General features: G+C 64.1%; 24 protein-coding genes and 1 tRNA gene. 11 read left to right on the top strand and 14 right to left on the bottom strand.

What is annotated here, in order from left to right; all coding sequences use genetic code 11:
• Positions 1 to 12 precede the first annotated feature (12 nt).
• Positions 13 to 558: a biliverdin-producing heme oxygenase gene (locus AB4Z16_RS19995; protein WP_441513104.1), complete on the top strand. Its 546-nt coding sequence runs from the start codon at positions 13 to 15 to the stop codon at positions 556 to 558.
• A complete protein-coding gene (locus tag AB4Z16_RS20000; RefSeq protein WP_441513105.1) occupies positions 555 to 3,089 on the top strand; it encodes an HWE histidine kinase domain-containing protein in 2,535 nt (844 codons plus the stop codon). Before AB4Z16_RS19995 ends, AB4Z16_RS20000 begins: the two co-directional genes overlap by 4 nt.
• A gap of 21 nt (positions 3,090 to 3,110) precedes the next feature.
• On the opposite strand, the gene AB4Z16_RS20005 is transcribed toward AB4Z16_RS20000, so the two are convergent.
• The 5 genes from AB4Z16_RS20005 to AB4Z16_RS20025 form a co-directional block, all read right to left on the bottom strand.
• A complete protein-coding gene (locus AB4Z16_RS20005; RefSeq protein WP_441513106.1) occupies positions 3,111 to 4,178 on the bottom strand; it encodes a response regulator in 1,068 nt (355 codons plus the stop codon).
• Positions 4,179 to 4,200: 22 nt separating this feature from the next.
• Positions 4,201 to 4,614: a response regulator gene (locus tag AB4Z16_RS20010; protein WP_441513506.1), complete on the bottom strand. Its 414-nt coding sequence runs from the start codon at positions 4,612 to 4,614 to the stop codon at positions 4,201 to 4,203.
• Between the two features lie 26 nt (positions 4,615 to 4,640).
• Complete coding sequence (locus tag AB4Z16_RS20015; protein ID WP_441513107.1) at positions 4,641 to 6,137, bottom strand: sensor histidine kinase; 1,497 nt, start codon at positions 6,135 to 6,137, stop codon at positions 4,641 to 4,643.
• Positions 6,138 to 6,305: 168 nt separating this feature from the next.
• Positions 6,306 to 6,563 (bottom strand): DUF6894 family protein, encoded by a 258-nt coding sequence (locus tag AB4Z16_RS20020; protein ID WP_441513108.1) that lies wholly within the window; start codon positions 6,561 to 6,563, stop codon positions 6,306 to 6,308.
• Positions 6,564 to 6,596: 33 nt separating this feature from the next.
• The gene (locus tag AB4Z16_RS20025) at positions 6,597 to 7,346 is read right to left on the bottom strand and encodes a Crp/Fnr family transcriptional regulator (protein WP_441513109.1); all 750 of its coding nucleotides are present in this window, start codon (positions 7,344 to 7,346) and stop codon (positions 6,597 to 6,599) included.
• A gap of 359 nt (positions 7,347 to 7,705) precedes the next feature.
• Between AB4Z16_RS20025 and AB4Z16_RS20030 the strand changes: the two genes are divergently transcribed.
• Positions 7,706 to 9,016: an MFS transporter gene (locus AB4Z16_RS20030; protein WP_441513110.1), complete on the top strand. Its 1,311-nt coding sequence runs from the start codon at positions 7,706 to 7,708 to the stop codon at positions 9,014 to 9,016.
• A 4-nt stretch (positions 9,017 to 9,020) separates the two neighbouring features.
• The gene (locus tag AB4Z16_RS20035) at positions 9,021 to 10,253 is read left to right on the top strand and encodes an anion transporter (RefSeq protein ID WP_441513111.1); all 1,233 of its coding nucleotides are present in this window, start codon (positions 9,021 to 9,023) and stop codon (positions 10,251 to 10,253) included.
• Between the two features lie 349 nt (positions 10,254 to 10,602).
• On the opposite strand, the gene AB4Z16_RS20040 is transcribed toward AB4Z16_RS20035, so the two are convergent.
• A tRNA-Ser gene (locus tag AB4Z16_RS20040) sits at positions 10,603 to 10,692 on the bottom strand.
• Positions 10,693 to 11,062: 370 nt separating this feature from the next.
• Here AB4Z16_RS20040 and AB4Z16_RS20045 point away from each other — a divergent pair.
• The 7 genes from AB4Z16_RS20045 to AB4Z16_RS20075 are packed head-to-tail and all read left to right on the top strand — an operon-like array spanning position 11,063 to position 18,399.
• Positions 11,063 to 12,205 carry a septal ring lytic transglycosylase RlpA family protein gene (locus tag AB4Z16_RS20045; RefSeq protein ID WP_441513112.1) on the top strand — a complete coding sequence of 381 codons (1,143 nt, stop codon included), beginning with the start codon at positions 11,063 to 11,065 and terminating at the stop codon, positions 12,203 to 12,205.
• Positions 12,206 to 12,253: 48 nt separating this feature from the next.
• Positions 12,254 to 13,474: a D-alanyl-D-alanine carboxypeptidase family protein gene (locus tag AB4Z16_RS20050; RefSeq protein WP_441513113.1), complete on the top strand. Its 1,221-nt coding sequence runs from the start codon at positions 12,254 to 12,256 to the stop codon at positions 13,472 to 13,474.
• Positions 13,475 to 13,484: 10 nt separating this feature from the next.
• The gene (tmk, locus tag AB4Z16_RS20055) at positions 13,485 to 14,135 is read left to right on the top strand and encodes a dTMP kinase (protein WP_441513114.1); all 651 of its coding nucleotides are present in this window, start codon (positions 13,485 to 13,487) and stop codon (positions 14,133 to 14,135) included.
• Positions 14,135 to 15,205 (top strand): DNA polymerase III subunit delta', encoded by a 1,071-nt coding sequence (locus tag AB4Z16_RS20060; protein WP_441513115.1) that lies wholly within the window; start codon positions 14,135 to 14,137, stop codon positions 15,203 to 15,205. Before tmk ends, AB4Z16_RS20060 begins: the two co-directional genes overlap by 1 nt.
• Before the next feature lie 21 nt (positions 15,206 to 15,226).
• Entirely contained in the window at positions 15,227 to 16,786 is a 1,560-nt protein-coding gene (gene metG / locus AB4Z16_RS20065) for a methionine--tRNA ligase (RefSeq protein ID WP_441513507.1), read from the top strand.
• Positions 16,786 to 17,586, top strand: coding sequence for a TatD family hydrolase (locus AB4Z16_RS20070; RefSeq protein WP_441513116.1), 801 nt, complete (start codon positions 16,786 to 16,788; stop codon positions 17,584 to 17,586). Before metG ends, AB4Z16_RS20070 begins: the two co-directional genes overlap by 1 nt.
• A 9-nt stretch (positions 17,587 to 17,595) precedes the next feature.
• Positions 17,596 to 18,399, top strand: coding sequence for an MBL fold metallo-hydrolase (locus AB4Z16_RS20075; protein WP_441513117.1), 804 nt, complete (start codon positions 17,596 to 17,598; stop codon positions 18,397 to 18,399).
• A 266-nt stretch (positions 18,400 to 18,665) separates the two neighbouring features.
• Here the strand turns inward: AB4Z16_RS20075 and AB4Z16_RS20080 are convergent, their stop codons facing one another.
• The 8 genes from AB4Z16_RS20080 to AB4Z16_RS20115 all read right to left on the bottom strand — a co-directional run bounded on the left by AB4Z16_RS20080 (position 18,666) and on the right by AB4Z16_RS20115 (position 25,570).
• Positions 18,666 to 19,541, bottom strand: a complete 876-nt coding sequence (locus AB4Z16_RS20080; protein ID WP_441513118.1) for a fumarylacetoacetate hydrolase family protein — start codon at positions 19,539 to 19,541, stop codon at positions 18,666 to 18,668.
• A 182-nt stretch (positions 19,542 to 19,723) separates the two neighbouring features.
• Positions 19,724 to 20,362, bottom strand: coding sequence for a MarR family winged helix-turn-helix transcriptional regulator (locus tag AB4Z16_RS20085; RefSeq protein WP_441513119.1), 639 nt, complete (start codon positions 20,360 to 20,362; stop codon positions 19,724 to 19,726).
• Positions 20,363 to 20,480: 118 nt separating this feature from the next.
• Positions 20,481 to 21,044 (bottom strand): protocatechuate 3,4-dioxygenase subunit alpha, encoded by a 564-nt coding sequence (gene pcaG / locus AB4Z16_RS20090; protein ID WP_441513508.1) that lies wholly within the window; start codon positions 21,042 to 21,044, stop codon positions 20,481 to 20,483.
• Positions 21,045 to 21,062: 18 nt separating this feature from the next.
• Positions 21,063 to 21,767, bottom strand: a complete 705-nt coding sequence (gene pcaH / locus AB4Z16_RS20095) for a protocatechuate 3,4-dioxygenase subunit beta (protein WP_441513120.1) — start codon at positions 21,765 to 21,767, stop codon at positions 21,063 to 21,065.
• Between the two features lie 26 nt (positions 21,768 to 21,793).
• The gene (locus AB4Z16_RS20100; RefSeq protein ID WP_441513121.1) at positions 21,794 to 23,293 is read right to left on the bottom strand and encodes a tripartite tricarboxylate transporter permease; all 1,500 of its coding nucleotides are present in this window, start codon (positions 23,291 to 23,293) and stop codon (positions 21,794 to 21,796) included.
• 5 nt (positions 23,294 to 23,298) lie between these two features.
• Positions 23,299 to 23,748: a tripartite tricarboxylate transporter TctB family protein gene (locus AB4Z16_RS20105; RefSeq protein WP_441513122.1), complete on the bottom strand. Its 450-nt coding sequence runs from the start codon at positions 23,746 to 23,748 to the stop codon at positions 23,299 to 23,301.
• A 2-nt stretch (positions 23,749 to 23,750) separates the two neighbouring features.
• Positions 23,751 to 24,539 carry a hypothetical protein gene (locus tag AB4Z16_RS20110; RefSeq protein WP_441513123.1) on the bottom strand — a complete coding sequence of 263 codons (789 nt, stop codon included), beginning with the start codon at positions 24,537 to 24,539 and terminating at the stop codon, positions 23,751 to 23,753.
• A 62-nt stretch (positions 24,540 to 24,601) separates the two neighbouring features.
• The gene (locus AB4Z16_RS20115; RefSeq protein ID WP_441513124.1) at positions 24,602 to 25,570 is read right to left on the bottom strand and encodes a Bug family tripartite tricarboxylate transporter substrate binding protein; all 969 of its coding nucleotides are present in this window, start codon (positions 25,568 to 25,570) and stop codon (positions 24,602 to 24,604) included.
• Between the last annotated feature and the right edge of the window lies 1 nt (position 25,571).

Consider the following 25,571-nt stretch of genomic DNA (forward strand, 5'->3'; position numbering starts at 1 on the left):
GATGCTCGCGGAATGATTGAGATCAGACGTTTCCTACGCGACGAGACCAACGAGCTTCATCGTGAACTCGACGCCATTGTCGGAGGATTCTCGAACCGCGCCGAATATGCCCGCTTCCTGCAAGGCACGTTTTGCCATCGGGCGCCGGTCGAGGCCGCATTGCTAGGCTGGGCCGCGCAGCCTTCCTCCCGGTGGCCCCGCAAGCTCGTGCCCGAGCTGAAGGCGGATCTCGCCGGCCTGTCCATCCCCTTGCCGATGACCGAACCTTTCCATCTGTCAAATGACATGGCTGCGTTCCTGGGGGCTGCCTATGTTCTCGAAGGCTCGGCTCTAGGGGCTCGCGTGCTCGTGAAGGGAGTGGAGGGCCTCGGGTTCGGACCTCAATTTGGCGCACGCTACCTCTCGGCCCAGGCCGCCTCGCTCGATAGCTGGCGCGAACTTTTGGCGGCGCTCGAGGGGCTCGACCGGCAGGGATGGGGTGCTGCAGCGCAATCGGCGAGAGCCGTCTTCCTGCACGCCATCCAGGCCTTCAGATCGGAAGTACTCTCTCCCGCATGACGACCGTTGACCTGACGAACTGCGATCGCGAGCCGATCCATATTCCCGGTAGCGTGCAGCCTCATGGCTGCATGATCGTTTGCGATGCCGAGGTGGTGACGATCAGGCGCCATTCGACCAATGCGAGCGCCTTCCTCGGCCTCAAGGAGTTCGAGCTCGTCGGGCGCAAGCTCGAAGAAATCCTCGGTGGGCCGGTCGTGCACGAGATGCGCAATGCGCTTGCCCGCTCCGGGGTGCCGTCGCGGGCTGGGCTGATGCCGCGCTATCGCCTGGCCGCGCTGGATCGCGAACTGGACATCTCGATCCATTCCTTCAAAGGCAACGCCATCATCGAGTTCGAGGCGAGCGTCCCGGCTGGGCCGAGCTCGCCGCTCGAATTCGCGCGGACATTGGTCGGGCGGCTCTCCGATGTCACGAACCCGGCCCAGCTCATCAAGAATGCGGCGCGTCTGCTCAGGGCCGTGCTCCAGTACGACCGGGTGATGATCTATCAGTTCGCGCACGATGGTTCCGGCAAGGTCGTCAGCGAGGCGAAGCGACCGGACCTGGAGAGCTTCCTCGGCCAGCATTTCCCCGCGAGCGACATCCCGCAGCAGGCCCGGCAGCTCTATATCCTCAATCCCATCCGCGTCGTTTCGGATTCGAGCGGCGAACGCTTCCCGATCACTCCGGTGCTCGATGCGGCCGGGGAACCGCTTGACCTCTCCTATGCCCATCTGCGCAGCGTCTCGCCTATCCATTGCGAGTACCTGCGGAACATGGGCGTCTCGGCCTCGATGTCGGTGTCGATCATCGTCGACGGCGCGCTCTGGGGGCTGATCGCCTGTCACCACTATCGCCCGCGCTCGCTCTCGATGAACCGCCGGATAGCGGCGGAGATCTTCGGCGAGTTCTTCGCGCTGCAGCTCGGTGCGCTCACACAAAAGCAGATGCTGCTCGCAGCTGAACGGGCGCGGGATTTCCTCAATGGCCTGCTCTCGTCCGCTGCGCATGTGACCGATGCCTCGGGCTTCCTCGGCCAGCATCTCGCCGAATTCCGCAATCTGGTGGAAAGCGACGGCGTCGGTGTCTGGGTGCAGGGCGAGTGGCGTGCCGAAGGGAGCGCGCCACCGGCCGAATTTGCGGAGGAACTCGCAGCCTTCGCAGGCGAGGTCTGCGACGGGCGCATCTGGGCAACGACGGCGCTGGCCGAGGCGCTGCCCGCCGCGCGCGTCCATGCCGATCGTTTCGCCGGAATTCTCGCCATTCCGCTCTCCCAGATACCGCGCGACTATCTCTTCTTCTTTCGCCGGGAGCTGGTCCATACAATCGAATGGGGCGGCGACCCCAACAAAACCTACACGACCGGCCCCCATGGCGACCGCCTGACGCCGCGGCAGAGCTTCGCGGTCTGGAAGGAGACGGTGGCCGGCCATTCCAAGGTCTGGACGCCGGTCGAGCGCGAGCTGGCCGAATCGGCGCGCCGGACCCTTATCGAAGTCGTATTGCGACAGAGCGAGCTTCTCGCCGACGAGCGGAACAAGGCCGAGATCCGCCAGAAGATGCTCAACCAGGAGCTCAACCACCGGGTCAAGAATATCCTCGCCCTGATCAGGTCGATCGTCGCCCATCCGCTCGCTGAGGGGGCGACGATCGAAGCCTATGTGACCTCGCTGAAGGGGCGCATTGAAGCGCTCGCCATCGCCCATGACCAGGCTATGAGAGCGAGCGGGGGAGGGGTGCTGCTCGATCTCGTCAATGCGGAAGCCTCGCCCTACCGGACAAGCGGCGGCACGATCGCGGTTCGCGGTCCGGCCGTCTCCCTGGACGCTCGCGCCTTCTCGGTCGTCGCTCTCGTGATCCATGAATTGATCACCAACGCCGCGAAGTATGGCGCGCTTTCCGTCAAGACCGGCGAGCTCACCGTCGATTGGTCGGCCAGCGCCGGAGGCGATTGCGAGATCGTCTGGAAGGAGCGCGGTGGGCCGCCGGTCAAGCCGCCGTCGCGTCAGGGCTTCGGCAGCATCCTGATCGATCGCAGCATTCCGTTCGACCTCGGCGGTCGCAGCGATTTGACCTTCGAGCCCGAGGGCATCACGGCCAAGTTCTGCATTCCCGCCAAATTCGTCCGCTGGACCGAGGACACGACCGTACCGGTCGATGCTCCTGCGCCTGTCCGCGGCAAGCCCGGCCGGCCGCTCGAAGGCAAATGCGTGCTGCTGGTCGAGGACCAGTTCATCATCGCGATGGATTGCGAGGACATGCTGGCGAGGCTGGGCGCCAGGCAGGTCGAGGTCTGTGCGAACGTCTCCGAGGCCTTGTCGTTCCTGACCCGGACGGTGCCGGATCTGGCGATTCTCGACGTCAATCTCGGTTCCGAAACCTCGGAGCCGATCGGCAATCGCCTGCGCGAGCTCGGCGTGCGCTTCCTCTTCGCGACAGGCTATGACGATCTCGCGATCCTCGGGGTCGCCGAAGCGGCGACGCTGCGCAAGCCTTACAATGTGGCCTCGCTCGAGGCCGCGCTCCGCAAGCTTTCGGCAGGCGTCTAGCTTGCGGGTGTTCGGCGCAGCTCAGGCCGCGTCGGAACGCGGAGGCGCCAGCTCGGCCAGCGAGAGGTCCATGACGGCGCGGGTGCCACGGCCGCCGGTATCCTCGTAGCGCAGCTCGGTGGCGAGGCTCTTGGCCATCGCGCGGACGATCTTGCTGCCGAGACCGGTTCCCCTGATCGGACCCGTGCCGCTCCAGCCGACGCCGTCGTCGACGACCTCGAGCGTGACCTTGTCGCCGTCGCAGGAGAGGCTCACCCGAACCTCGCCGTTGCCGCTCGGATACGCGTATTTCAGTGCGTTGGTGACCAGCTCGGTCGCGATCAGCCCGATCGAGATCGCCTTGTCGGTTTTCGCCAGCACGGGTTCCGCCTCGAAGCGGATCGTCGGCATCTGGCCCGAGCCTGCCAGCGACTGCGCGAATTCCTCCAGCAGGGAGCGGAGATAGCCGGCCAGGTCGACGGCGCGGACATCGTCGGAGGTGTAGAGGCTGCGATGGAGGTTGCCGATCGCAGTGATCCGGGCCTGCGTCTCGGCTAGCGCTGCCTTCGCGCCGAGGTCCTCGACCGAGTTGGCCTGCATCCGCACGAGCGAGCCGACCAATGACAGGCTGTTGGCAACGCGGTGATTGACCTCGGCCAGCAGCGTCACCGCCCGGTCGCGCGCCGCCCGGACTTCCTGCTCCGCCTGTTCGCGGGCGCGAGTCAGGCGCGTCTTGACGACGGCATGTTCCAGCGCTGCCCGCAGCAGCACCTCGAAATCATCGCCGACCGTCTTGACGACATAGTCCATGGCGCCGGCCTTGAGCGCGGTCACCGCGATCGACAACTCCGACGATGCCGTAACGTAGATGATCGCCGGAGAAGCGGCGTCGGTGGAAAGCGCTGCGAGGACATCGAGGCCGGAAGCCGTGCCGAGATCGTGGTCGAGGATGATGACATCGATCCCGCCGGCTTCTGCGCGCGAGAGGCCTGCCTCGGCAGTCTCAACATGCTCGACGACATAGTTGTGGCGCGCGAGCATGCGCTGCACGAGCCGCCCCAGCGTCGCGTCGTCGTCGATATAGAGAACGTTGATCGGCCGGTTCGGCATCAGCGGCGGCCACGCAAGCGGGTCATGGTGTTTCCGGAACCTGGATTACGGAGAAGAACAGCCCGAGCTGGCGGATCGCATGGGCGAAGCCGTCATAGTCGACGGGCTTGGTGATGTAGACGTTGGCGCCAAGGTCGTAGCAGCGCTGGATCTCGCGGCTGTCGTCGGTGGTGGTGAGCACGACGACCGGCGAGCGCCTGGTATGGGCATTCGCCTTCACCTTCTCGAGGATGTCGACGCCGCCCATGTCCGGCAGGTTGAGATCGAGCAGGATGAGCAACTGGCGGCCGGCGCTGACGGCGCCGGAGCCGTCGGCGCCGAACAGGTAGTTCAGCGCATCCGTCCCGTTGGCGAAGGGGATGATCTCGTTGCTGACGCCGGCGCGGCGGATGTTCTTCTCGATGAGGCGGGCATGGCCTTCATCGTCCTCGATCATGATGATCGAGACGGGCGTTCCATTGGTCACGCTTTGGCACTCCGTCTGTAGGCCGCAAGGTCGGGGGGCAGGGTCACGGTAAAGGTCGTGCCCTTTCCAAGTTCTGAGCGCACGGCAATGTCGCCGCCGAGATTGCGCACCATCGTGCGGACATGGGCGAGGCCGATGCCTTCGCCAGCCGTATTCTGCGCGCCGGAGCGGCGAAAGAGCTCAAAGATGCGCTCGTGATCTGTCCCCGCGATGCCGCGTCCATTATCCTCGATTTCGATCTTCACCCAGCCGCGGCGCTCCCGTCGGCTCCGCACGGATATCCGGATCGGGCGATCCGGAGCCCGGTATTTGATGGCATTGTCCAGAAGGTTGCCCATGATCTGATCGAGTGACAGGCGATCGCTGACGAGGCGGGGAACCTGTGAATCAATCTCGATCCCGCCGCCTTCCTCCGCGCTGGCCTGATGGTGGACCGCGGCTGCCGCCGTCTCGATGAGCGCGGTGAGGTCGACGCTCTCGGCCCGCAATTCGCGCCCGCCCTCGCGCGAGATCTTGAGGATCGCGTTGATGAGCCCGTCCATCTTGCGCGTCGATGAGCGGATGAAGCCGATCGCCTCGGCGACATCGATGCTCAGTGCCTCTTGCGCCGCGGCCTTCTGCTCCGGGGAGGCTGCGTTTCCGGCCGTGACATAGGCATCGATCGGCTTGAACATCGCTTCCAGCTCGCTGGTAAAGCCCATGATGTTCACCAGTGGCGCCCGAAGGTCATGCGTTACGATATAGGCGAAGCGCTGGACCTCCTCGTTCGCCTTGACGAGCGCATCGGTACGTTCGCGCACGCGCTCCTCTAGGCCGGCATTGAGAAGCTCGACTTCCCGGCGCGCGGCGACAAGTTCGCGCGTGTAGCTGATGATCGTCCAGCTCGCCGCGCCAGCCATCGCCAGGATGAGAAGCGCCCCGACGATCGTGGTCCAGCGCAGCCGGGTCGAGGCCGTGACCTGCGCGTCGATCGCCTCCCTGAGTTCCGTTTCCGAAACCTCCAGAATCGCGGCGAGATCGGAGCGCAAATCATCCATCAAACGCTTGCCCGTGCCGCTGCGGACCAGGCTCAGCGCCGTCTCGGTGTCGCCCTTGCGGGTCGCGTCGACCGTGGCGGCAAGTTCCGTCATCTTCTGGTCGAGCTCGTTGTCGACCCGCTGCAGGATCGGGCCGATCTCGGGCAGCCTGGCTGCAGCCCGTTCAAGCCGGGCGCGCTGGTCCGGAAGCCGGGAGAACGCCGTGTTGTAGGGAGCAAGATAGCTCTCGTCGCGCGTCAGCAGGTAGCCGCGCTGACCCGTCTCCGCGTCCTGCACCAGAGACAGCAGATCGGCGGTGGCGCTCCTCACCGCGCGCGCCGCGGTCACCTCGCCGAAATAGCGCTCGCTTGCCGTCGTCAGCCAAAGCGACGTTGCGACGATGACGACCAGTACGGCGATGCCGATGGCCAGAAGCAGGGCGTTCGAGCGTTGGAAGAACGCCTGGGAGATAGGCATGCAGAGGACCAGCGGGAGAGGTTCACCTCTCTGCGCCAATCAAAGTGCCAAGAGCAATATCAAATGACATTGCCACGCCTTCATCCTTGTGCATCGCGCAGAGGTGGATGTGGCGATCGCAACAAGAGAGCATCGGCTTGGAGCGCGGCCGCGTACAGAGCCTGCCCTTCAACCTCGTCTCTTGGGATCTGAGGCCGCGGGAAGACCCTCCAGGCGCAAACTGGCCATGTAGATTTCCGTCCCCTCCGCATCCTCGACGGTGACCGAAAGCGACATGTGGTCGCCATTTGGCAGCTTTTCGCGGTTCAAGGCAGCGAGCAGCTCTTTGGCTGCATTTCGCGCGGACTGGTCATCGGGCAAATCGGTGCCTTCCTCGTCGATTTCGAGCTTCTCTCCGTCGCGCGTATGAAAGAAGTAGCTGGGCATGCCTGCCTAATTCAGCCGAGGCCAACCTGTTCCTCAATCGCCCTCGATTTTGGTGGCGCCCGGCTGGAGATGAAGATAGTCCGGATCAAAATCCGCCAAGCGGCAGAGCCCCTTCCAGTCCAGAACCGTCAGGCGATTTGCCCGGATGCGAACAAGCCTGGCCTCCCGGATTTCTCGAAGCTTCTTGTTCATGTGAACCGTGGAAAGGCCGAGTGCATCGGCGATTTCAGGCTGCGTCAAAGGCAGATTGCAGGTCACGCCGTCTGACAAGCCGATGGCTGTCATCTTGGTGATGAACTCGCAGAACAGGTGGGCGATGCGGCTGGGTGCCGAGCGCCGCCCAATGCCGACCATCCATTCGCGGTAAATCGAGGCTTCGATCAGCGTTTCGCGCCAGAACGCTTCGGAAATTCGATAAGATGCCCGAGTGAGTGCTCGGACGGCATCATGGGGGATCAAGCCGACGATCGCCGGCGTGAGCGCTCCCAGGCAGTGATCCATGCGCTCGATGAGCAGCGAATGGATATCGGGAATGTCGCCCGGGAGGTGGAGCGACAAGATCTGACGTGCACCATCGCCGACAATTTTGTAGCGGCAAACGAGGCCTTCGGCGACGAGGCAGCACTGCTTCGTGACCTCACCTTCACGGACGATGTCCTGGCTGGCTTCGAAGCGCTTCAGGGTGAGCGGCAAATCCAGCAGCTTCTCCCTCTCGACAGCAGGCAGGGGGACATGCGTTTCAAGCTTCAGAACGAGCCGTTCCAGATATTGCCGCTTCTCCATTCGCTCCCTGCCGTTTCAGGTGGCGCCATACCAAGACATATCCATTCAGTTTCATGTGCACGTCAAATTCCGCGCCTGGCAGAACGCAACCACACTCCTTGTCCAACACCGCCGCATGCCCGGCATCCTGGCTCCCACACCGCCCTTGGGGCCTCGGGGCGGCGTCCGCTGTCCGCCGCCTCGAGACGACTGAATCAGGGCCTCGCACCGGGCGCGGCGACGGCTTTTTCAGCGATATCGGCGCCAGTCGGAACCATTGCGCGGTCCCGATGTTAAAGCGGCGCCTTCCGATGGGAGCGCTGCATCGCCGCCTCGCGCCGGCGCCTGTCACCTGGATTCTCCACTAGCGAGCGGTGCCCATGCGAAGTCCGGCAGGCAATACGGAAAAATCGGCTGAGCATTCGCCGTCCCATCGGGCACTCTTCGGCCTGGACGCCCTAAACTTCTTCCTCGCCGACGTGCGCGACGGGCTGGGGCCTTATCTCGCGATCTATCTCATCGCCGTGCGAGGCCCCGCGCAAGGCTGGAACGAGGCTACGACCGGGCTCGTCATGACCATTGCCGGCATTGTCGGGCTCATCGCTCAGACGCCGGCTGGCGCGCTCATCGACAGGAGCCGCAACAAGCCGGCGATCATCATCGCCTCGGCCGTAGCGGTGACGCTGTCTTGCCTGGCCTTGCCGTTCATCGGCAATTTCTATCTCGTGATCGGCACGCAATCGGTCGCGGCGGTGGCGGGTGCGGTCTTTCCGCCGGCATTGGCCGCGATCACGCTGGGCCTCGTCGGGCCGAAGCTGTTTTCCAGGCGCATCGGCCGAAACGAAGCTTTCAACCATCTCGGCAACGCCGTGTCGGCGGCGATCGCCGGGGCGACGGCCTATGTCTTCGGCCCGATCGTGGTGTTTTGGCTGATGGCCGTGCTCGCCGTCTTCAGTATTGGCGCCATGCTGCTGGTACCGCAGAAAGAGATCGACGATGATGTCGCGCGTGGCTTTGACGAGACGGTCGACGACGAGCAGCCCTCCGGGCTGAAGGCGCTTCTGCAGAACCGCCACCTGATGCTGTTCGCCTTGCTCTGTGCCATCTTCCACCTGTCCAATGCCGCGATGCTGACCTCCGTCGGCCAGTTGCTGACACATGTGGTCGGCAAGGAGCAGGCGACGTCCCTGATCGCCATCTGCATCGTCATCGCGCAATGCGTCATGGTGCCGATGGCGATGATGGTCGGCGCCAAGGCCGACGCCTGGGGCCGCAAGCCGATCTTCCTCGCCGCTTTCGGTGTTCTCGCCCTGCGCGGCGCGCTCTATGTCGTCTCCGACGATCCGTTCTGGCTGGTCGCGGTTCAGGCGCTCGATGGAGTGGGAGCCGGCATCTTCGGCGCACTCTTTCCGGTCGTCGTGGCAGATCTCACCCGCGGTACCGGCCGCTTCAACGTGTCTCAGGGCGCGGTCGCGACGTTCCAGGGTGTCGGCGCCTCGCTTTCGGCCTCGCTCGCGGGCGTCATCATTGTCGAGGCCAGCTATTCGGCAGCTTTCCTGACGCTAGCCACGATAGCCGGTTGCGGCTTTGTCCTCTATCTCCTGGCCATGCCCGAGACACGCAGCTATCAGCCTCCAACCGACCGTGGCGCAGCTCCGTCCGGGGCTGCGATCAGCGAAAGGGCAGTGTAAGCGGATGACCGGCTGGGGCCTCGGCGTGACCCAGATCGCAGCGATAGCGATCTTTATCGTCACCTATGTCGCGATCGCCATCGGCCGGATGCCAGGCCTGCGCGTCGACCGGGCGGGTGCGGCGCTCATCGGCGCCGCTCTCATGGTCGCTTGCGGAGTGCTCCCTTTGGAGGAGGCCTACCGCGCTGTCGATCTCGACACCATCGCGCTGCTCCTCGGCATGATGATCGTCGTCGCCAATCTGCGACTCTCCGGCTTCTTCCGCATGGCCACGGGCTGGGCGGTCGGAAGGGCCCACTACCCGGCGCTGCTGCTGGCGGCGGTCGTGGTGACGACGGGCGTCCTCTCCGCCTTCCTAGTCAACGACGCCATCTGCCTGGTGATGACGCCGATCGTGATAACCCTGACACGCGCACTCGGCCGCAACTCCGTGCCCTATCTCGTGGCCGTGGCGCTCGCCTCGAATGTCGGATCGACGGCGACGATCACTGGCAACCCCCAAAATATGATCATCGGCAACCTGTCGGGGATCTCCTATGGCGCTTTTGCGGGAGCGTTGGCGCCGGTCGCCGCGCTCGGCCTCCTCCTGACGATCTTGCTCGTCGTAGCTCTCAACCCCAGCGAATACGTCACCAGGCAGACGCTGCCGAGCGTATCGGTGCCGGCGCATTATCATAACTGGCTGGCCGCCAAATCGGCGCTCGTCGCGCTCGGGATGATCGTGTTGTTCTTCCTGGGCCAGCCCGTCGCAAAGGTGGCGATCTGCGCAGCCGCGCTGCTTCTCCTCACCCGCCGGATCGCACCGAGAAAGGTTTATGCCGAAATCGACGGTCCGCTGCTGCTTATGTTCGCCGGCCTCTTCGTCGTCGTGCGCGGGCTGGAACATGCAGTGCTGACGAAGGATGTCGTCGCCCAGGCGGCGCATTTCGACCTCGGCAATGTCGCGGTATTGACCGGCGTCACTGCCGTGCTGTCGAATCTCGTCAGCAACGTTCCGGCCGTGCTCGTGTTGAAACCCTTCATCGAGCAGTTGCAGGAGCCACAGAGAGCCTGGATCGTCGTGGCAATGGCTTCGACGCTTGCCGGCAACTTCACCCTGCTGGGATCCGTGGCGAACCTGATCGTCGCCGAGCGCGCGGCCAAGGACGGTATCACGATCGATTTCTGGACCTATTTCAGAATCGGCGCGCCGCTGACCCTCGTCACGATGACCGTTGGAATACTCTTGCTTTCGTAACGGCGCCGCCGGCTGCAGCGCCGATGTGGCGATGTGCCGAGGTCTGCTTTCGGGCCGAGCGCCAGGTCCCGCTCATAGCGCGGGACCGCATCTGAACTCGGCATCGCTTTGGCTGCTGCCGATGGGCTTAGACGCATGCCCAGCCGGCCGGTGGTTCTTGCGCGGATGCAGGGGAGGTGCAGTGCGGGCAGATGCGCGCATGCCCGCAGAATGCGCGGCAGAGGGGCGGGAGGCCGTCGACGATGTTCCAGGAGGCGCTCACGCACCTCGTTTTGCCATCGGCGTGCCTGGGAGATTTTTCCTTGCGACACCATAGCCTTAGGATGTGACCAAAGACCTGGAGGCATGCTGGCGGAAGGGGTGGGATTCGAACCCACGGTGGGCTTGCACCCACGGCGGTTTTCAAGACCGCTGCCTTAAACCACTCGGCCACCCTTCCGGCCATGGTTCAATGCAATCGGGGCCGCCGATTTGCAAGGGGGCTGTCAGGTTTAGACCGCAGTTTTCGGATGAAACGAGCCATAGTTCCCAGACGAAGCCAATGCGCCTGGCTCCGTGCGGCAATAGTGGCGTTAAGGTCACGCCCGGTGGAAAAGATGGCGAAGGTCTGTCGCGCAGGTTGACATGCGCCACTGTTCGGACACCTTTGTGCCCGCTCAAAGACAGGGACTCCTGTTCGGCGAATCCTCGGTGCAGGTATTTCGCTGTTTAACGATCCCTTAAAGGAATTGACCGAAAACTCGGTCAAGCCGCGCGTGCGGCTTGGGCGAAGCCGTGGTTTTTGGCGCAGAAAGCGGAAGAGCAAAACGATGCGGGACGCTAGCTTTTCGGCCAAGGAGCTCTCCTCCAGCGTGACCGGATCGCCGCCAGCGTCTTCTTCCGTCTCGTCCATTGCGCGTCTCGGCTGCGTCGTGCTGGCTGGCCTGTTCGTCGCCAACTGCGCCGGCAATCAGACCGCCGGCCGTCGCTCAAAGGAGATCGGCGCTTTCCCGCAGTGGAAATACGGCCCCGCCAGCCCGCGCGTCGTCGCGGACGGCGAGGAGGTGCCGAAGGGCGGCGGTCGCCAACTCGTCGGCAAGGCCTATTCGGTCGCCGGCAAACGCTACGTGCCCTATGAAAAGCCTGTCGGCTATGCCGCTGTCGGCCTGGCCTCGTGGTATGGCGAGGCCTTCCACGGTCGCCGCACGGCCAATGGCGAGGTCTATGACCGCAACAGCATTTCCGCCGCGCACCCAACGATGCCGCTGCCGGCCTATGCGCGTGTCACGAACCTTCTGAACAATCGCTCGATCATCGTGCGCGTCAACGATCGCGGCCCCTATCACGGCAATCGCCTGATGGACGTTTCGCAGAAGACTGCCGATGCGCTTGCCTTCCGCCATCTCGGGACGGCGCGCATCAAGATGGAATATCTCGGCCAGGCCTCGCTCGCCGGCTCTGACGACAATCTCCTGCTTGCAACGCTCCGCACCGACGGCAGCCAGGCGCCGATCCCGGGCACCAGCGCACGGACGATGGTTGCCAGCACAGAAGGGGTAGCCACGACGCGCACGCGCAGCGCCGATATCGACGCTCCCGCCCTGGTGGCGGAGCCGGAGCCCGTTCCGGTTCCCGAGGTCAGCCAGCCCGTCGCGCAGGCCTATGCTCCTCAAACGACGCGTGTGATCTCGCCGTCGTCGCCGGTCATGGCCACGCTTGCATCCGCCGGTCCCGCGGCTTCCGCAGCCATGCCGGTCCGCGCCGCCCCGCTGCCGCCGAGCCGGCCTTTCGATCTCGATACCATCGCCAACGCCGGAAAGCCGGTTGCGGTTCCCGCTGCGCTGCGCTCCACGCTGCCGCCGCCGCGCGGCACGTCCGCAAGCCTGCTGAACGTGCCCGAGAAGGGGCTCGCCAGGACCCAGCCGGTCAACCGGCTCGCTTTCCAGGCCGTGTTGCCGCCGACGCGCAACTGAAGCCAATTTTCTTGACCTGATGCCGGGCGCTCTGCTTCACATCGAGGCATGAGCGCCTTTCGTGATGCGAACCTGTCTGCTGCGGCTCTGCCGCCGGTTCGGTGGTTGGGCGCCGGCGTGGTTGTCCTGCTCTGGGCTCTCATTCTTGCCGCTCCGGTTCGTGCCCAGAACTTCCAGTCGCAGGCGCCTTTTGCGGTCTTGCTCGATTCGGATACAGGCGCCGTCCTCTACGAGAAATCGGCCGACGAATTGATGGTCCCGGCGAGCATGGCGAAGCTCGCGACGGTGCTGGTCGCCTTTCAGGACATCAGCGCCGGCCGCCTGTCGCTCGACAGCGAGATCGGCATCTCCGAGAACGCCTGGCGCAAGGGCGGGGCGCCTTCGGGTGGCTCTGCGATGTTCGCCATCGTCAACAGCCGCATCAAGCTGTCCGATATCCTGCAGGGCATCATCGTTCAGTCCGGCAACGACGCTTCGATCGCCCTGGCCGAAGCGATCGCCGGCGATGAGGCGACCTTTGGACGGATCATGACGGAGCGGGTGCGTGCGCTGGGGCTCACCAAATCCGTCTTCCGCAATGCAACCGGCATGGCTGATCCGCAGCAACGGGTGACGGCGCGCGAGCTCGCCCTGCTCGCGGACCACATCATCAAGACCTATCCGGAACTCTACAAGATCTTCGGCCAGCGCGAGTTCACCTGGAACAAGATCAGACAGCAGAACCGCAACCCGCTGTTGACGATGGATATCGGCGCCGACGGGCTGAAGACGGGGAATATCGACGAGTCGGGCTTTGGCCTGGTCGGCTCGGCTGTCCAGAACGGCCAGCGCCTCATCGTCGTCGTCAATGGCCTCAAGACAGCGCGGGACCGGGCGGCTGAAGCCCGCAAGCTCCTGGAATGGGGCTTCCGCGCTTTCGAGCGGCGGCAACTCTTCGCCAATGGCGAGACCGTGGGAGAGGCTAGCGTCTATGGCGGCGAGAAGGGGCGCGTCGCGCTGCGCAGTAAAGGGGCCATCAGCCTCCTCCTGCCGCGGGGCAGCACGGAGCGCCTCGCCGCGCGTATCGTCTATCGCGGCCCGCTTATCGTTCCCGTCCAGGAGGGGGCGGAAGTGGCCCGTCTCATCGTGACGCGCGGCGATATCAAAACGCTGGACGTGCCCCTCTATGCAGCCGAAACGGTGCAGGCCGGCACGCTGCAGAGCCGCGCGCTCGATGCGCTGTTCGAGGCCACGACCGGCTGGGTCCGCAAGGCGCTGGGCCGGAGCTGAGCGGATCGACATGGACAAGGGACGATTCATCACCCTCGAGGGCGGCGAGGGCGCCGGCAAATCGACGCTGGCGCGCGCATTGGCGGGGCGGCTCGGCGAGGCCGGCTTTGCGACCCGGACGACGCGCGAGCCTGGCGGCTCGCCCAAGGCCGAGGCTATTCGCGAGATGATCCTGGCGGGGCAGGCCAAGGACTATGGCGCCTTCGCCGAGGCCCTGATGTTCTCGGCAGCACGGATCGACCATATCGACAGCCTGATCCGCCCTGCGCTCGAAGGCGGCGAATGGGTGATCTGCGATCGCTTCATCGATTCGACGCGGGTCTATCAGGGCGTGCTGGGCAAGATCGACCCGGCTCTGCTGGCCGCGCTCGAATCCGTGACCGTCGCCGGGCTGATGCCGGATCTCACCCTGATCCTCGATCTCGATCCCGAGATCGGCCTCGCCCGTGCCGCAAAACGGCGCCGGCCCGGAGAGGCGGTCGATCGATTCGAGGGCGAAACGCTGGCCTTCCATCGCAATCTGCGCCAAGCCTATCGCGACATTGCCGCCCGGGAGCCGCGGCGCTGCGTCCTGCTCGATGCAACGCTGTCGCCCGAGGCGCTTGCGGAAGCGGCGTGGAGGGCGGTGGGCGAGCGCCTGCAAACCAGACCGGAAGCGTGATGCGAGAGACCAGCGACGAACCCGACCGGCTGCCGATTGCGCCGCACCCGCGCGAGACGCTGAGCCTGATCGGCCACGAGGCGCAGGAGCGCGCCTTTCTCGATGCGGTCTCGTCCGGCCGGATGCATCACGCGTGGCTGCTCGGCGGGCCGGAAGGCATCGGCAAGGCGAGCTTCGCCTATCGGGCGGCGCGCTTCATGCTCGCTGCCGGCGATCCGCGGATGCGCGCCGCGCAGAAGCGCGATCTCGCCATGCCCGGGAGCGACCCCGCCTCGCGGCGCGTCATGGCGCAGTCGCATCCCGATCTGCATGTGCTGCGGCGGGTGCCCAAGCCGGACGGCAAGAGCTACACCAGCAACATCCCGGTCGATGCGGTGCGACGGGTCATCGACCGCTTCGGCGCGAGCGCCGCCGAGGGCGGATGGCGCGTCTGCATCGTCGATTCCGCCGAGGATATGGAGCGCTCCGCCGCGAATGCGCTGCTGAAGCTGCTGGAGGAGCCGCCGCCGCGGGCGCTGTTCCTGATCGTCGCCCATGCGCCGGGCCGCATGCTGCCGACGATCCGCTCGCGATGCCGCCTCCTGACCTTCGCCCCGCTCGACGAAGCCGGAGTGATGGAGGCCGGAAGCCTGGCGCTGGAGCGGATGCAGGCGCCGCTCGACGGCTCGGCATTGCGGCGAGCCGCGAGCCTTGCCGAAGGCTCGGTGCGGCGGGCGCTGACCTATGTCGATCCCGAGACGCTCGCCCTGGTCGAAGCGGTGAGGGCGCGCCTCGACGCGTTGCCGCATGTCGACACCCCGGCGCTGCTGGCCCTGGCCGAGGATGTCGCCGGTAAGGCCGGAGAGCGCGATTTCGCGGTGATGATCGAGACGGTGCAGGGCTGGATCTCCGACCACCTGCACGCGCATGCTGCAGCGCAACCGGCGCGTCTTGCACCACTTGCGGAGGTATGGGAAAAGCTTGGACAGCAGGCGCGAGAGGTCGAGACGTACAACCTCGACCGTCGACCGCTGGTGATGACGATGTTTCATGATCTGTCGGCTGCGGTTTCCCGCTCGCGCGCAGCGTGAAGCGAAGCTCTCGGACAGATGATGGCAACCGCCCCGAAATTCTACCTGACGACCGCGATCCATTACACCAACGGGCCGCCGCATATCGGCCACGCCTATGAGATGGTGGCGGCCGACGCGATCGCGCGGTTCAAGCGGCTGGATGGCTACGACGTCTTCGCCATGACCGGCACGGACGAGCACGGCCAGAAGGTTCAGCGCACGGCGGCCCAGAACGGCCTGTCGGCGAAGGAGTTCGTCGACAAGATCGCGGCGCGGTTCCAGGAGATGGAGCAGCGCCTCGGCTGCTCTTTCGACCGCTTCATCCGCACGACCGACCCCGACCACGAGGTCTCGACCGACGAGCTTTGGCGGCGCATGGAGGCCAATGGCGACATCTATCTCGCCAAGTATTCCGGCTGGTATTCGGTGCGCGACGAGGCCTTCTACGGGGAGGAGGAGACGACTCTCCAGCCCGACGGCACGCGCCTGGGGGGGCAGGGGACGCCGGTCGAGTGGGTGGAGGAAGAGAGTTACTTCTTCCGCCTCGCCAAGTACCAGGACGCCCTGCTGAAGCTCTACGATGAGGTCCCGGACTTCATTTCGCCGGAGACGCGCAGGAACGAGGTCGTCTCCTTCGTCAAGGGAGGACTCGAGGATCTCTCGATCAGCCGCACGACCTTCGACTGGGGCCTGCCGGTGCCGGGCGCCCCGAAGCACGTCATGTATGTCTGGGTCGACGCGCTCAACAACTACCTCACCGGGACGGGCTTCCCCGATCCCGCGAGTTCCCGCGCGCATTATTGGCCGGCCGATGTCCACATCATCGGCAAGGACATCGTGCGCTTCCATGCGGTTTACTGGCCGGCCTTCCTGATGTCGGCGGGGCTGCCGCTGCCGAAGCGCGTCTTCGGCCACGGCTTCCTGCTGAACAAGGGCACGAAGATGTCGAAGTCGCTCGGCAACGTGGTCGATCCCTTCGACCTCGCCGAGACCTATGGCGTCGACCAGCTGCGCTATTTCTTCCTGCGCGAGGTTTCCTTCGGCCAGGACGGCAATTACAGCCATGATGCCATTGTCGGGCGGATCAATGCCGACCTCGCCAACGACCTCGGCAATCTGGCGCAGCGCTCGCTGTCGATGATCGCCAAGAACTGCGAGGGCAGGGTGCCACCCTGCGGGACGCTGACCGAGGCGGACAAGGCCATGCTCGCCATGGCCGACGGCGCGCTCGCGAAGGCCCGCGACATGATGAAGGATTTCGCCCTGCATAGCCTGCTGGCCGATATCTGGGCGGTGGTGGCGGAGGCGAACCGCTATTTCGCCGCCAACGAGCCCTGGCGCCTGACCAAGACCGATCCGGCGCGCCGCGACACCGTGCTTTACGTCACGATCGAGGTGATCCGGCAAGTCGCGATCCTGGTGCAGCCGGTGATGCCGCAGGCAGCGGGCAAACTGCTCGACCTCCTCGGCGTGCCCACTGAGGCGCGCAGCTTTGCTGCGCTTGGTGAGATCGGACGTCTGGCCAGCGGGACACCTCTGCCGGCGCCGAGCGCGGTGTTCCCGCGCTATGTCGAGCCCGAGGATGGTCAGGCGGCGTGATGGTCATCGACACACACTGCCATCTCGACTTTCCGGACTTCGCGGCGGAGCTGCCGGCTTATATCGCGCGGGCCGAAGCCGCGGGCGTCGGCCGGATGGTCACGATCTCGACCCGCGTCGCGCGCTTCGCGGATTATGCTGCGATCGCGGAGCGCTTCCCGTCGGTCTGGTTCTCGGTCGGCACCCATCCGCATCAGGCGCATGAGGAGCTCGACATCACGGCCGAGCGGTTGGCGGAACTGTCGGGCCATCCGCGCTGTGTCGCGATCGGGGAGGCCGGGCTCGACTACCACTACGATTCCAGCCCGCGCGACGCGCAGGCGCAGGGGCTGCGCACCCATATCGCCGCCGCCCGGATGACGCAGTTGCCGCTCGTCATCCACGCCCGCGAAGCGGATGACGACATGATCGCGATTCTGCGGGAGGAAACCGGGAAGGGCGCTTTCCCGGCGATTCTGCACTGCTTCACGGCGGGAGAGGCGCTCGCCATGGCCGGCGTCGAACTCGGCTTCTACGTATCCTTCTCCGGCATCCTGACCTTCAAGACCTCGGAGAACCTGCGCCGCATCGCGCGGATGGTCCCGCGCGAGCGCCTGCTGGTCGAGACGGATGCGCCCTATCTGGCTCCCGTCCCGTTCAGAGGCAAACGCAATGAACCGGCCTATGTCGTTGAAACGGCGAAGGTTCTGGCGGATGCGATCGGCGTGCCCTTCGACGAAGCCGCTCGGATCACCACCGAGAACGCCCGGCGCTGCTACTGGAAGATGGACCACGCCGCGCCGGTTGCGCGGGTCGCCTGATCCCGCGCCATGACGCTGACGGCTACGATCCTCGGCTGCGGTTCCTCGGGTGGCGTGCCAAGGCCTGGCTCCGGTTGGGGGGCCTGCGACCCGAGCAATCCAAAGAATCGCCGGCGTCGCTGCTCGATTCTGCTGACGCGTTCGGGACCGGACGGCACGACCCGGGTTCTCGTCGATACTTCTCCGGACCTGCGTGAACAGCTCTTGTCCGCCGAGGTGGAGGCGCTCGACGGCGTGCTGATGACGCATGACCATGCCGACCATAGCCATGGCATCGACGATCTACGCGCGCTTGTCCTGCATATGCGCCAGCGCATCCGCATCTATGCCGATACAACCACACAAGCCTCGCTGCGCACACGCTTCGGCTATCTCTTCGAGACGCCGGCGGGCAGTTACTACCCGCCGATCCTCGATCTCGACCAGATCACTGCCGGACGCAGCCAGACGATCGACGGCGCGGGCGGACCGATCGAAGCGCTGCCATTCCGGGTCGAGCACGGGCCGAATTACGAAGCGCTCGGCTTCCGTTTCGGCTCACTGGCCTATCTGCCCGATGTCAGCCTGATCCCGCCGGCAGCAATGGAAGCCATGGCCGGCCTCGATATCCTGATTCTCGACTGCCTGCGCGAGACGCCGCATCCGAGCCATTTCCATCTGGCTCAGTCGCTCGATGCCATCGCCGCGCTGAAGCCGCGACGCGCGATCTTGACCAATCTCCATGTCGATCTGGATTATGCGAGCCTCGCCAGCCGCTTGGCGGACAATATCGCAGTGGCATTCGATGGAATGACGCTGACGATTGCCGAATAGGGCAACCATCCCGGCGCTCAAGCGCTCCCAAATGGTGAGGTTCGTCCTCGGAATGGGCCGACACCGGGCTCTCCCGGCGGCGTGGTGGCCGCCGAGGATATGGCCGAGGCTTGCCGGGCATGCCTGGGGGTAGCGAATGCTACGCGATGACCGGCCTGCGCAGCGGCGAAGCTGCGTATCAGACAAAATGAGGTCGGAGAGGCCCGGCCGCAGCGTCACATCGCAATTGTCGGGCGCAGCGTGCTAGCCCGAGGCTCCATCTTAGCCTATGCGGGTCTTTGCTCCGAATATGCGCGAACCATCACGCTCATGGCGCCCAAAGCCGGGCATTCCGCATGGAGGCGATCGCCCGGCTCGATAGGTCCAACTCCCTGGGGTGTCCCGGTATAAACGATGTCGCCGGGATAGAGCGTATAGAATGAGGATGCGAATTCGATGATGCGCGCGACATCGTAGATCATGTCGGCCGTCGAAGTGCGTTGCTTGATATCGCCATTCCGACGCAAGGTCAGTTCAAGATCGTTCGGGCTGGGAATTTCGTCGGCCGTGGTCAGCCAGGGGCCAAGAACAGAGTAGGAGTCAATCGACTTCCTGAAGCTGCGGTCCTCCGTTCCGCGGACGGTGATATCCAGGCCGAGGCAATATCCGGCAACATGGTCAAGGGCGTCCATGCGCGAAACACAGCTCGCCGTCTTGCCGATGATGGCGACGAGTTCGATTTCATGATCCGTGCGTCGATCGGGAAAACGAAGGGCGATCCCCTGGGAGGGGCCGACAAGAGATGACGTTGCCTTCAGAAACAGACCCGCCTTTCCGATCTCGGGAATATTATGGCCGGGTGAAATGTTGCTCGCCTGCATCTCGAGGATATGGGCCATGTAGTTGACCGGGGCGGCGACAATCTTGCCGGGAAACTTCACCGGAGACAGGAGATCGACCTTGTCCAGCGAAAAGGAACGAAAGCTCGTCAGACTGTCCGGCAATGCTTTGCGAAGGTCTCGTATGCTCCATACGAAAGGATCGCCCAAATCATCAGCGGCAATTCTGGATGACAAGCTCTCGGCCAGTTCGGTAACGTCGAAAACCCTGCCGTCCGATACCACGCCGACATTGTCGTCATTAAAGCGGCACAGCTTCATCATTCAATCCTTCTTCTTTGCGTGCCGCCGTATGCCGGGTCGAAACTTGCCCAGGATGGTGCTCAGCGCATGCGATGGCGAACCGGATAAAGATGAGCATACCGATAGTTGGTATGCTGTCAAATGACGCGCGGCTTATGCGCGCCGCCCCGCACGAGCGGCGCGCTCCCCCGCCGATCAGAGCGTCAGGCGCCCCCCGACGCGTCGCGCTTTCGAGAGGTTTTGCTCGGCTTGGCGACCTTCACGTCGATCGGCTTTTTCGGCCGCGAGATGTTCTTGCGTGCCGCGAAATCTTCGAGCAGCTCGTCATTGAGCGGCGCGCGGCTGAACGTGTTGTTGACCCGAACGATCTGGGTCAACATTTCCATGAAACGGCGCTTATCCGGCGCGCTGAGAGGGGCGAGAATGCGCTCCTCGCAGCGATTGATCATGGGCTCGATCTGCCTGACGACCTCCTGGCCGCGCTTCGTGGCGTTCAGGAGCTGGCGGCGTCGATCCGTTTCGGAACGCTCTCGCGTGATGAGACCTTTTTCCTCGAGGCGGTCCAAGACCTTGACGATCGTCGTCTTGTCGAAGGCGATCATGCTGCTCAGACTGGCCTGATCGACGTTGGGGATCTCGTCGATCATATGCAGTGCTGCATATTGCACGGTTGTCAGACCGAGCTCGCTCGTCTCCTCAAGAAAGATCGCGACGGCAATCTGGTTCATGCGGCGGATCAGGTGGCCGGCTCGCGAGTAGAAAACTTCAAGCGTCATTTCGGAACGTGCCTGAACAAGATTCGGACAATCTTTGCAGCGGAAGTCGCCTTCAAGGCGACCCAAGAATCGCGAATGTTATCGTTCAACGTCGCAGAGGACTAGGCTCAGGCAGGACTATGCTCGGGCCCGATATCGACCGGTCAGCTCCGAGCCCGCTCCTGTCCGTCAAGCCATGCCGCCATCACACATCGAAAAAGACGGTTTCTGCTGCACCTTGCATGTGAACGTCCCATCGGTATTCGTCTGGCGTCGTTGACGACGGGCGCGCGACCAGCGTGTGGCGCCGTTGTGGATCGACCAATCCCAGAACATGGTCCTGCTCGTTCGCGTGCTCGTCGCCGAAGTAGATGCGCGTCACGAGATGCGTGAGCTGCCCTCTCATGAACAGGGTCACGTTGATGTGCGGAGCTTGATGGCGACCGTCGGTACTTTCTGGGCGCCCGGGCTTGATCGTCTTGAAGCTGAAGGAGCCATCGTCACGCATGGGAATCCGGCCGAACCCGAAAAAGGACTGATCCGGCTCTTCGTTTCGTCGGTCTTCGGGATGATGGTAGCGTCCGGTCGCATCCGCTTGCCAGAGCTCCAGAACCGCATCGGGAATCGGCTGGCCGTCTCCGTCCAGTATCGTCCCGGTCACGGTGATGCTCTGCCCCTGCGCCGCCGCAAGTGTCAGGTCGGTCGTGTAAAGGGCTTCGAACCCGATGTGGAAGTACGGCCCAACGGTTTGGGATGCTGTCAGCGTCATGGTCACGGGCGGCTTCCTTCAGTGGTGCTCGGGGGTCGCGTCGCGCCCGCGCAGAACGATGTCGAAGCGGTAGCCCAGGGCCCAGTCGGGTTCGGTCACGTCGAGGTCAAATCGCGCGATCAGGCGTTCACGCGCCTTCTCGTCATGGATGCTGTTGTAGATCGGGTCATAAGCCATCAGCGGGTCACCGGGAAAATACATCTGCGTGACAATGCGGGTGAGAAAGCTCGGCCCGAAGACGGAGAAGTGCAGATGTTGGGGGCGCCAGGCATTGGCGTGGTTCTTCCAGGGATAGGAGCCCGGCTTGATCGTCACGAAGCGGTATTGCCCAGCCGCGTCGGTGACCGTACGCCCGGCGCCGCTGAAATTGGGATCGAGCGGTGCGGCATGCTGGTCATTTTTGTGGAGATACCGGCCGGCGGCGTTGGCCTGCCACAATTCGACGAGCGTGTGAGGGACGGGGCGCCCATCCTCGTCGAGCACGCGGCCGGTCACGATGATCCGCTCTCCGAGAGGCTCGGCCGCATGCATGCGGGTCAGATCGTGGTCTTCGGCGCGAATGCGTCCATGACCGAAGACAGGGCCGGTGATCTCCGAAAGCTGGTGCGGGATCAGCACGAGAGGCTGCTTGGGGGCCCGCTTTATGGTGGATGTGTAGTCCGGGTAGAGGTGAGGCGGGTGAATTCCGGCCGAAGGCCGGCGATAGCGGACGAGCGTGGTCATTGTGAGCGATCTCCGTCTTGGCGCCGTCAGGCTTCCTTGAATGCTTCTTCTCGTGTCCGGCGCAGGGCGGGGAGCACGACGGCGGCGAGCAACGCGGCCGAGACGATCAACAGGCCCAGGCTGATAGGTTCGGTCGTGAACACGGTCGGGTCGCCGTGGGAAAGGATCATCGCCCGGCGCAGATTCTCTTCCATCATCGGCCCGAGGATGAACCCGAGCAGCATCGGCGCGGGCTCGCAGCCAACCTTGAAGAAGACGTATCCGAGCGTGGCGAAAATCGCGGCGAGTACGACCTCGAACGCGGAGTTGTTCACGGTATAGACGCCGATGACGCAGAAGAAGAGAATGCAGGGAAACAGGAAGCGATAGGGAACTGTCAGCAACCGGACCCAGATGCCGACGAGTGGCAGATTGATCACCACGAGCATCAGGTTTCCGACCCACATGCTGGCGATGACGCCCCAGAACAGGCTGGGCTGCTGGGTCATGACGCTCGGGCCCGGTGCCACGCCCTGGATCATCAGCGCGCCCAGCATCATCGCCATGACGGGGTTCGAAGGGATGCCGAGCGTCAGCATCGGGATGAACGAGGTCTGCGCACCGGCATTGTTGGCTGATTCAGGGCTCGCGACGCCCTCGATCGCGCCATGTCCAAAACGGGACGGATCCTTGGCGATCTTCTTTTCGATGGCGTAGGCCGCAAAGGAACTCAGCAAGGCGCCGCCACCAGGCAGAACGCCGAGGATCGCGCCAATGCCCGTGCCACGCAGGATGGGCATGATCGACGCGCGCATTTCATCGCGCGACGGCATCAGCGAGCCGATGACCCTGCTCGCGGACCGGTCATGCCGATGCTCGAGATTGCTGATGATCTCGAACATGCCGAAAAGCCCCATCGCAATCGGCATGAAGCCGATGCCGTCGATTAATTCGGGAATGTCGAAGGTGTAACGAAGGTCGCCCGTATTGAGGTCGGTTCCGACAAGTCCCAGGAGCAGGCCGAGACAAGTCATGGCGAGGGCTTTCAGGAGCGAGCCCTGCGCGAGCACGACGGCTCCGACGAGGCCTAGCACCATCAAGGAAAAGTACTCTGCCGGGCCGAACTGCAGCGCGACCCGGGTCAGAGGCGGGCTGGCCAGCGCTATGAGCAGCGTCGAGACGGTGCCGGCGAAGAAGGAGCCGATGGCGGCGACCGCAAGCGCAGCGCCAGCGCGACCGCGACGTGCCATGGCGTGCCCGTCGAGACAGGTGACGACTGAGGTGGACTCACCGGGCGTATTGATCAGAATCGCCGTGGTGGAACCGCCGTACTGGGCACCATAGTAAATCCCCGCCAGCATGATGAGCGCTGCCGTCGGTGTCAGATAGAACGTAATCGGCAGCAACATCGCCATCGTCGCCACCGGGCCGATCCCCGGCAGGACACCGATGAGCGTTCCGATCAGAACGCCAACAAAGCAGAAGAGAAGATTCATGGGGGTGAAGGCGACGGAGAGGCCGAGGGCCAGGTTGTCGAAGATTTCCATGGGTTCTACCTCCAACCCGCAAGGATTTTGATCGGCAGTCCGAGAACAAAGACGAACAGAACCGAGGCTGCGATTGCGAGGCCGATGGAGAGGGCGGCCATCTCCCGGAACTTGAATTCGTGGCCGGCGAGGGCGCCGATCATGATCACGGCGATTGTGCCGATGGCCAGGCCGAGACGGTCGACCAGGGCCGCGAAGGCGAGGACGCCCGCGACGATCAGGATCAAAGAGCGAATGTTGAAATAGGTAATCGGTTCGCCGCCGATCGCCACGCCGCGGATCGCGATGGTCGCCCCCAATCCGACGAGGAGCCAGCACAACAGCGTTGGCAAATATCCCGGCCCCATTCGCAGCGCGGAGCCGACCGGGTAGTTGCTTCCAAGCCAGAGGCCGAGACCCCCCAATGAGGCGAAGATGAGGCCGGCGAGGACTTCCTGATTCAGATGAAGCCGCATGCTCATGCTCCTTCCGCGATGGCTGCGAATTGTTGGGACCGCCGGTGATTCCGGACCTCGCCTTCGTCTGCGTTCCCCACGGTGGATTCCGAAGGGGGCAGATCCGCAGGCGTCACCATATGGGCGATCTGATAGAAACCGGAGACGGGTGAACCGGCGGCGCCGCGCCGGATCACCTCGTCCGGCGGAAGCAATCTGGCGGTCGCGCTTTCCAGGTTTGCGGCGCTATAGCCTTCGACGACAAGGATCCAATCGGCGGTGTCGTCGGCGCGACCGCGCAGCGCCTGCTCATGCGTAGCTTGCGGCGCCCAAGCGGGCGCATGCTCGAGGAGATGCGCGCCTACGACGCCTGGTTGCGACATGAGCGACGGCAGTGCGGTTTCGACGAGCCACCGGCGAAGTTCGCTTGAGCCCGCGCCATCGTCGCGCGGGGTCAGGCGAACGGCCTGGATATAGGCGCCGATTCCCGAGCCGTGGCTCGCGGTCACCTGGCTCGGGGTGCGGCTCAGGCGTTGGACCAACGCCATGATGGAACGAGTCCATACGGAGGGATTGTTCAGGCGGGCCAGATAGGCGGGTGAGGCGATTGTCGCGAGTTGGTCGACTTCGTAGAGAACGAAGTATCGCGGGGCGTTGCCACTTATCGAGACGCCCCGTCTGGCGCGCAGGAAGCCCGGAATACCAAGGCGTTCCAGGAAGTGTTCGTTCGAATGCCACTCGTCATGCGCAGCATGGTGTTCCGGCGCGATGTCGCACCACATGACGAGCGCACCCTTGCCCAGCAAAGGCATGACATGCTCCATCTCATCGAGCTGAGGTTTGGGAGAACGGCGCAGCAGGCTGCGCCGAGACGTTACTCGGCGCGCGCGCCAGAGGCCTTGACGACCTGGCCAAGACGCGTGGTTTCAGACGCCATGACGGCGGCAAACTCTTCGGGCGAGTTGCCGATGATGTTCACTCCGAATTCCGTCATGCGAGCGACGACATCGGGATGCTTCAGTGCTTTGATGAATTCGGCATTGAGCTTGTTGATCACCGGCGCGGGCGTATTCGCCGGCGCCGCGATGCCGAACCAGGCGCTGAGCTCATAGCCAGGAAATCCCGCCTCGGCCATGGTCGGCACGTCCGGCAGCATCGCCGAGCGCTTGCTGTCGGTGACGGCCAGCCCCTTGAGATTGCCGTCGCGGACCAGCGGACCAGAGCCGGGAATACCGTCGAAGATGAGATCGAGCCGGCCGGCCAGCAGGTCGGGAAGGATCTGTGCCGTGCCCTTGTACGGCACATGGACGACACTGCTTCCCGTCCCGGACTTGAACATCTCTCCGAGCAAATGGCCGCCGCTGCCGATGCCTTGCGAAGCGAAGGAGAGGGGCTTCGCTTTGGACAACGCGACAAGATCAGCCGGTGTCTTGGCCGGGCTGTTTTTCGGCACAGCCAGCACATGCGACATGCTGAAGATTTCAGTGACCGGCGAGAAATCCTTCACCGGGTCGTAAGAGAGCTTGGCATAGAGGGATTGGTTGATGGCGTGGCTGCCGATATTTGCCAAGAACAGAGTATAGCCATCCGGCTTGGCCTGCTTGACCACCATCGCGCCGACCTGACCGCCGCCGCCCGGCCGGTTGTCGATCACCACCGGCTGGCCAATGCTGTCGGATACTTTGGCCGCGACAAGCCGCGTTGCTTGGTCAGCGACGCCTCCCGGAGGAAACGGCACGACGATCGTGATCGGCTTTGACGGGAAATCCTGTGCCGCTGCGGAGGCGATGCCTGCGGCGAGTACAAGGGTGGTAAGGAGCGCTAGTCCCCGATGCTTTGACATG

The organism is Allobosea sp. TAF32 (assembly GCF_052113585.1).
Taxonomy (GTDB): Bacteria; Pseudomonadota; Alphaproteobacteria; order Rhizobiales; family Beijerinckiaceae; genus Allobosea.

Coding starts and splice junctions, on each gene's coding strand:
- AB4Z16_RS20050 (WP_441513113.1), top strand. CDS start 12,254: ATGAGCGCCTTTCGTGATGCGAACCTGTCTGCTGCGGCTCTGCCGCCG.
- pcaG (WP_441513508.1), bottom strand. CDS start 21,044: ATGACGCTGACAGCATCCCAAACCGTTGGGCCGTACTTCCACATCGGG.
- AB4Z16_RS20105 (WP_441513122.1), bottom strand. CDS start 23,748: ATGCGGCTTCATCTGAATCAGGAAGTCCTCGCCGGCCTCATCTTCGCC.
- AB4Z16_RS20020 (WP_441513108.1), bottom strand. CDS start 6,563: ATGCCCAGCTACTTCTTTCATACGCGCGACGGAGAGAAGCTCGAAATC.
- AB4Z16_RS20010 (WP_441513506.1), bottom strand. CDS start 4,614: ATGATCGAGGACGATGAAGGCCATGCCCGCCTCATCGAGAAGAACATC.
- AB4Z16_RS20060 (WP_441513115.1), top strand. CDS start 14,135: ATGCGAGAGACCAGCGACGAACCCGACCGGCTGCCGATTGCGCCGCAC.
- AB4Z16_RS20000 (WP_441513105.1), top strand. CDS start 555: ATGACGACCGTTGACCTGACGAACTGCGATCGCGAGCCGATCCATATT.
- AB4Z16_RS20070 (WP_441513116.1), top strand. CDS start 16,786: ATGGTCATCGACACACACTGCCATCTCGACTTTCCGGACTTCGCGGCG.
- AB4Z16_RS20030 (WP_441513110.1), top strand. CDS start 7,706: ATGCGAAGTCCGGCAGGCAATACGGAAAAATCGGCTGAGCATTCGCCG.
- AB4Z16_RS20075 (WP_441513117.1), top strand. CDS start 17,596: ATGACGCTGACGGCTACGATCCTCGGCTGCGGTTCCTCGGGTGGCGTG.
- pcaH (WP_441513120.1), bottom strand. CDS start 21,767: ATGACCACGCTCGTCCGCTATCGCCGGCCTTCGGCCGGAATTCACCCG.
- AB4Z16_RS20035 (WP_441513111.1), top strand. CDS start 9,021: ATGACCGGCTGGGGCCTCGGCGTGACCCAGATCGCAGCGATAGCGATC.
- metG (WP_441513507.1), top strand. CDS start 15,227: ATGGCAACCGCCCCGAAATTCTACCTGACGACCGCGATCCATTACACC.
- tmk (WP_441513114.1), top strand. CDS start 13,485: ATGGACAAGGGACGATTCATCACCCTCGAGGGCGGCGAGGGCGCCGGC.
- AB4Z16_RS20005 (WP_441513106.1), bottom strand. CDS start 4,178: ATGCCGAACCGGCCGATCAACGTTCTCTATATCGACGACGACGCGACG.
- AB4Z16_RS20115 (WP_441513124.1), bottom strand. CDS start 25,570: ATGTCAAAGCATCGGGGACTAGCGCTCCTTACCACCCTTGTACTCGCC.
- AB4Z16_RS19995 (WP_441513104.1), top strand. CDS start 13: ATGATTGAGATCAGACGTTTCCTACGCGACGAGACCAACGAGCTTCAT.
- AB4Z16_RS20110 (WP_441513123.1), bottom strand. CDS start 24,539: ATGCCTTTGCTGGGCAAGGGTGCGCTCGTCATGTGGTGCGACATCGCG.
- AB4Z16_RS20100 (WP_441513121.1), bottom strand. CDS start 23,293: ATGGAAATCTTCGACAACCTGGCCCTCGGCCTCTCCGTCGCCTTCACC.
- AB4Z16_RS20080 (WP_441513118.1), bottom strand. CDS start 19,541: ATGATGAAGCTGTGCCGCTTTAATGACGACAATGTCGGCGTGGTATCG.
- AB4Z16_RS20045 (WP_441513112.1), top strand. CDS start 11,063: ATGCGGGACGCTAGCTTTTCGGCCAAGGAGCTCTCCTCCAGCGTGACC.
- AB4Z16_RS20015 (WP_441513107.1), bottom strand. CDS start 6,137: ATGCCTATCTCCCAGGCGTTCTTCCAACGCTCGAACGCCCTGCTTCTG.
- AB4Z16_RS20025 (WP_441513109.1), bottom strand. CDS start 7,346: ATGGAGAAGCGGCAATATCTGGAACGGCTCGTTCTGAAGCTTGAAACG.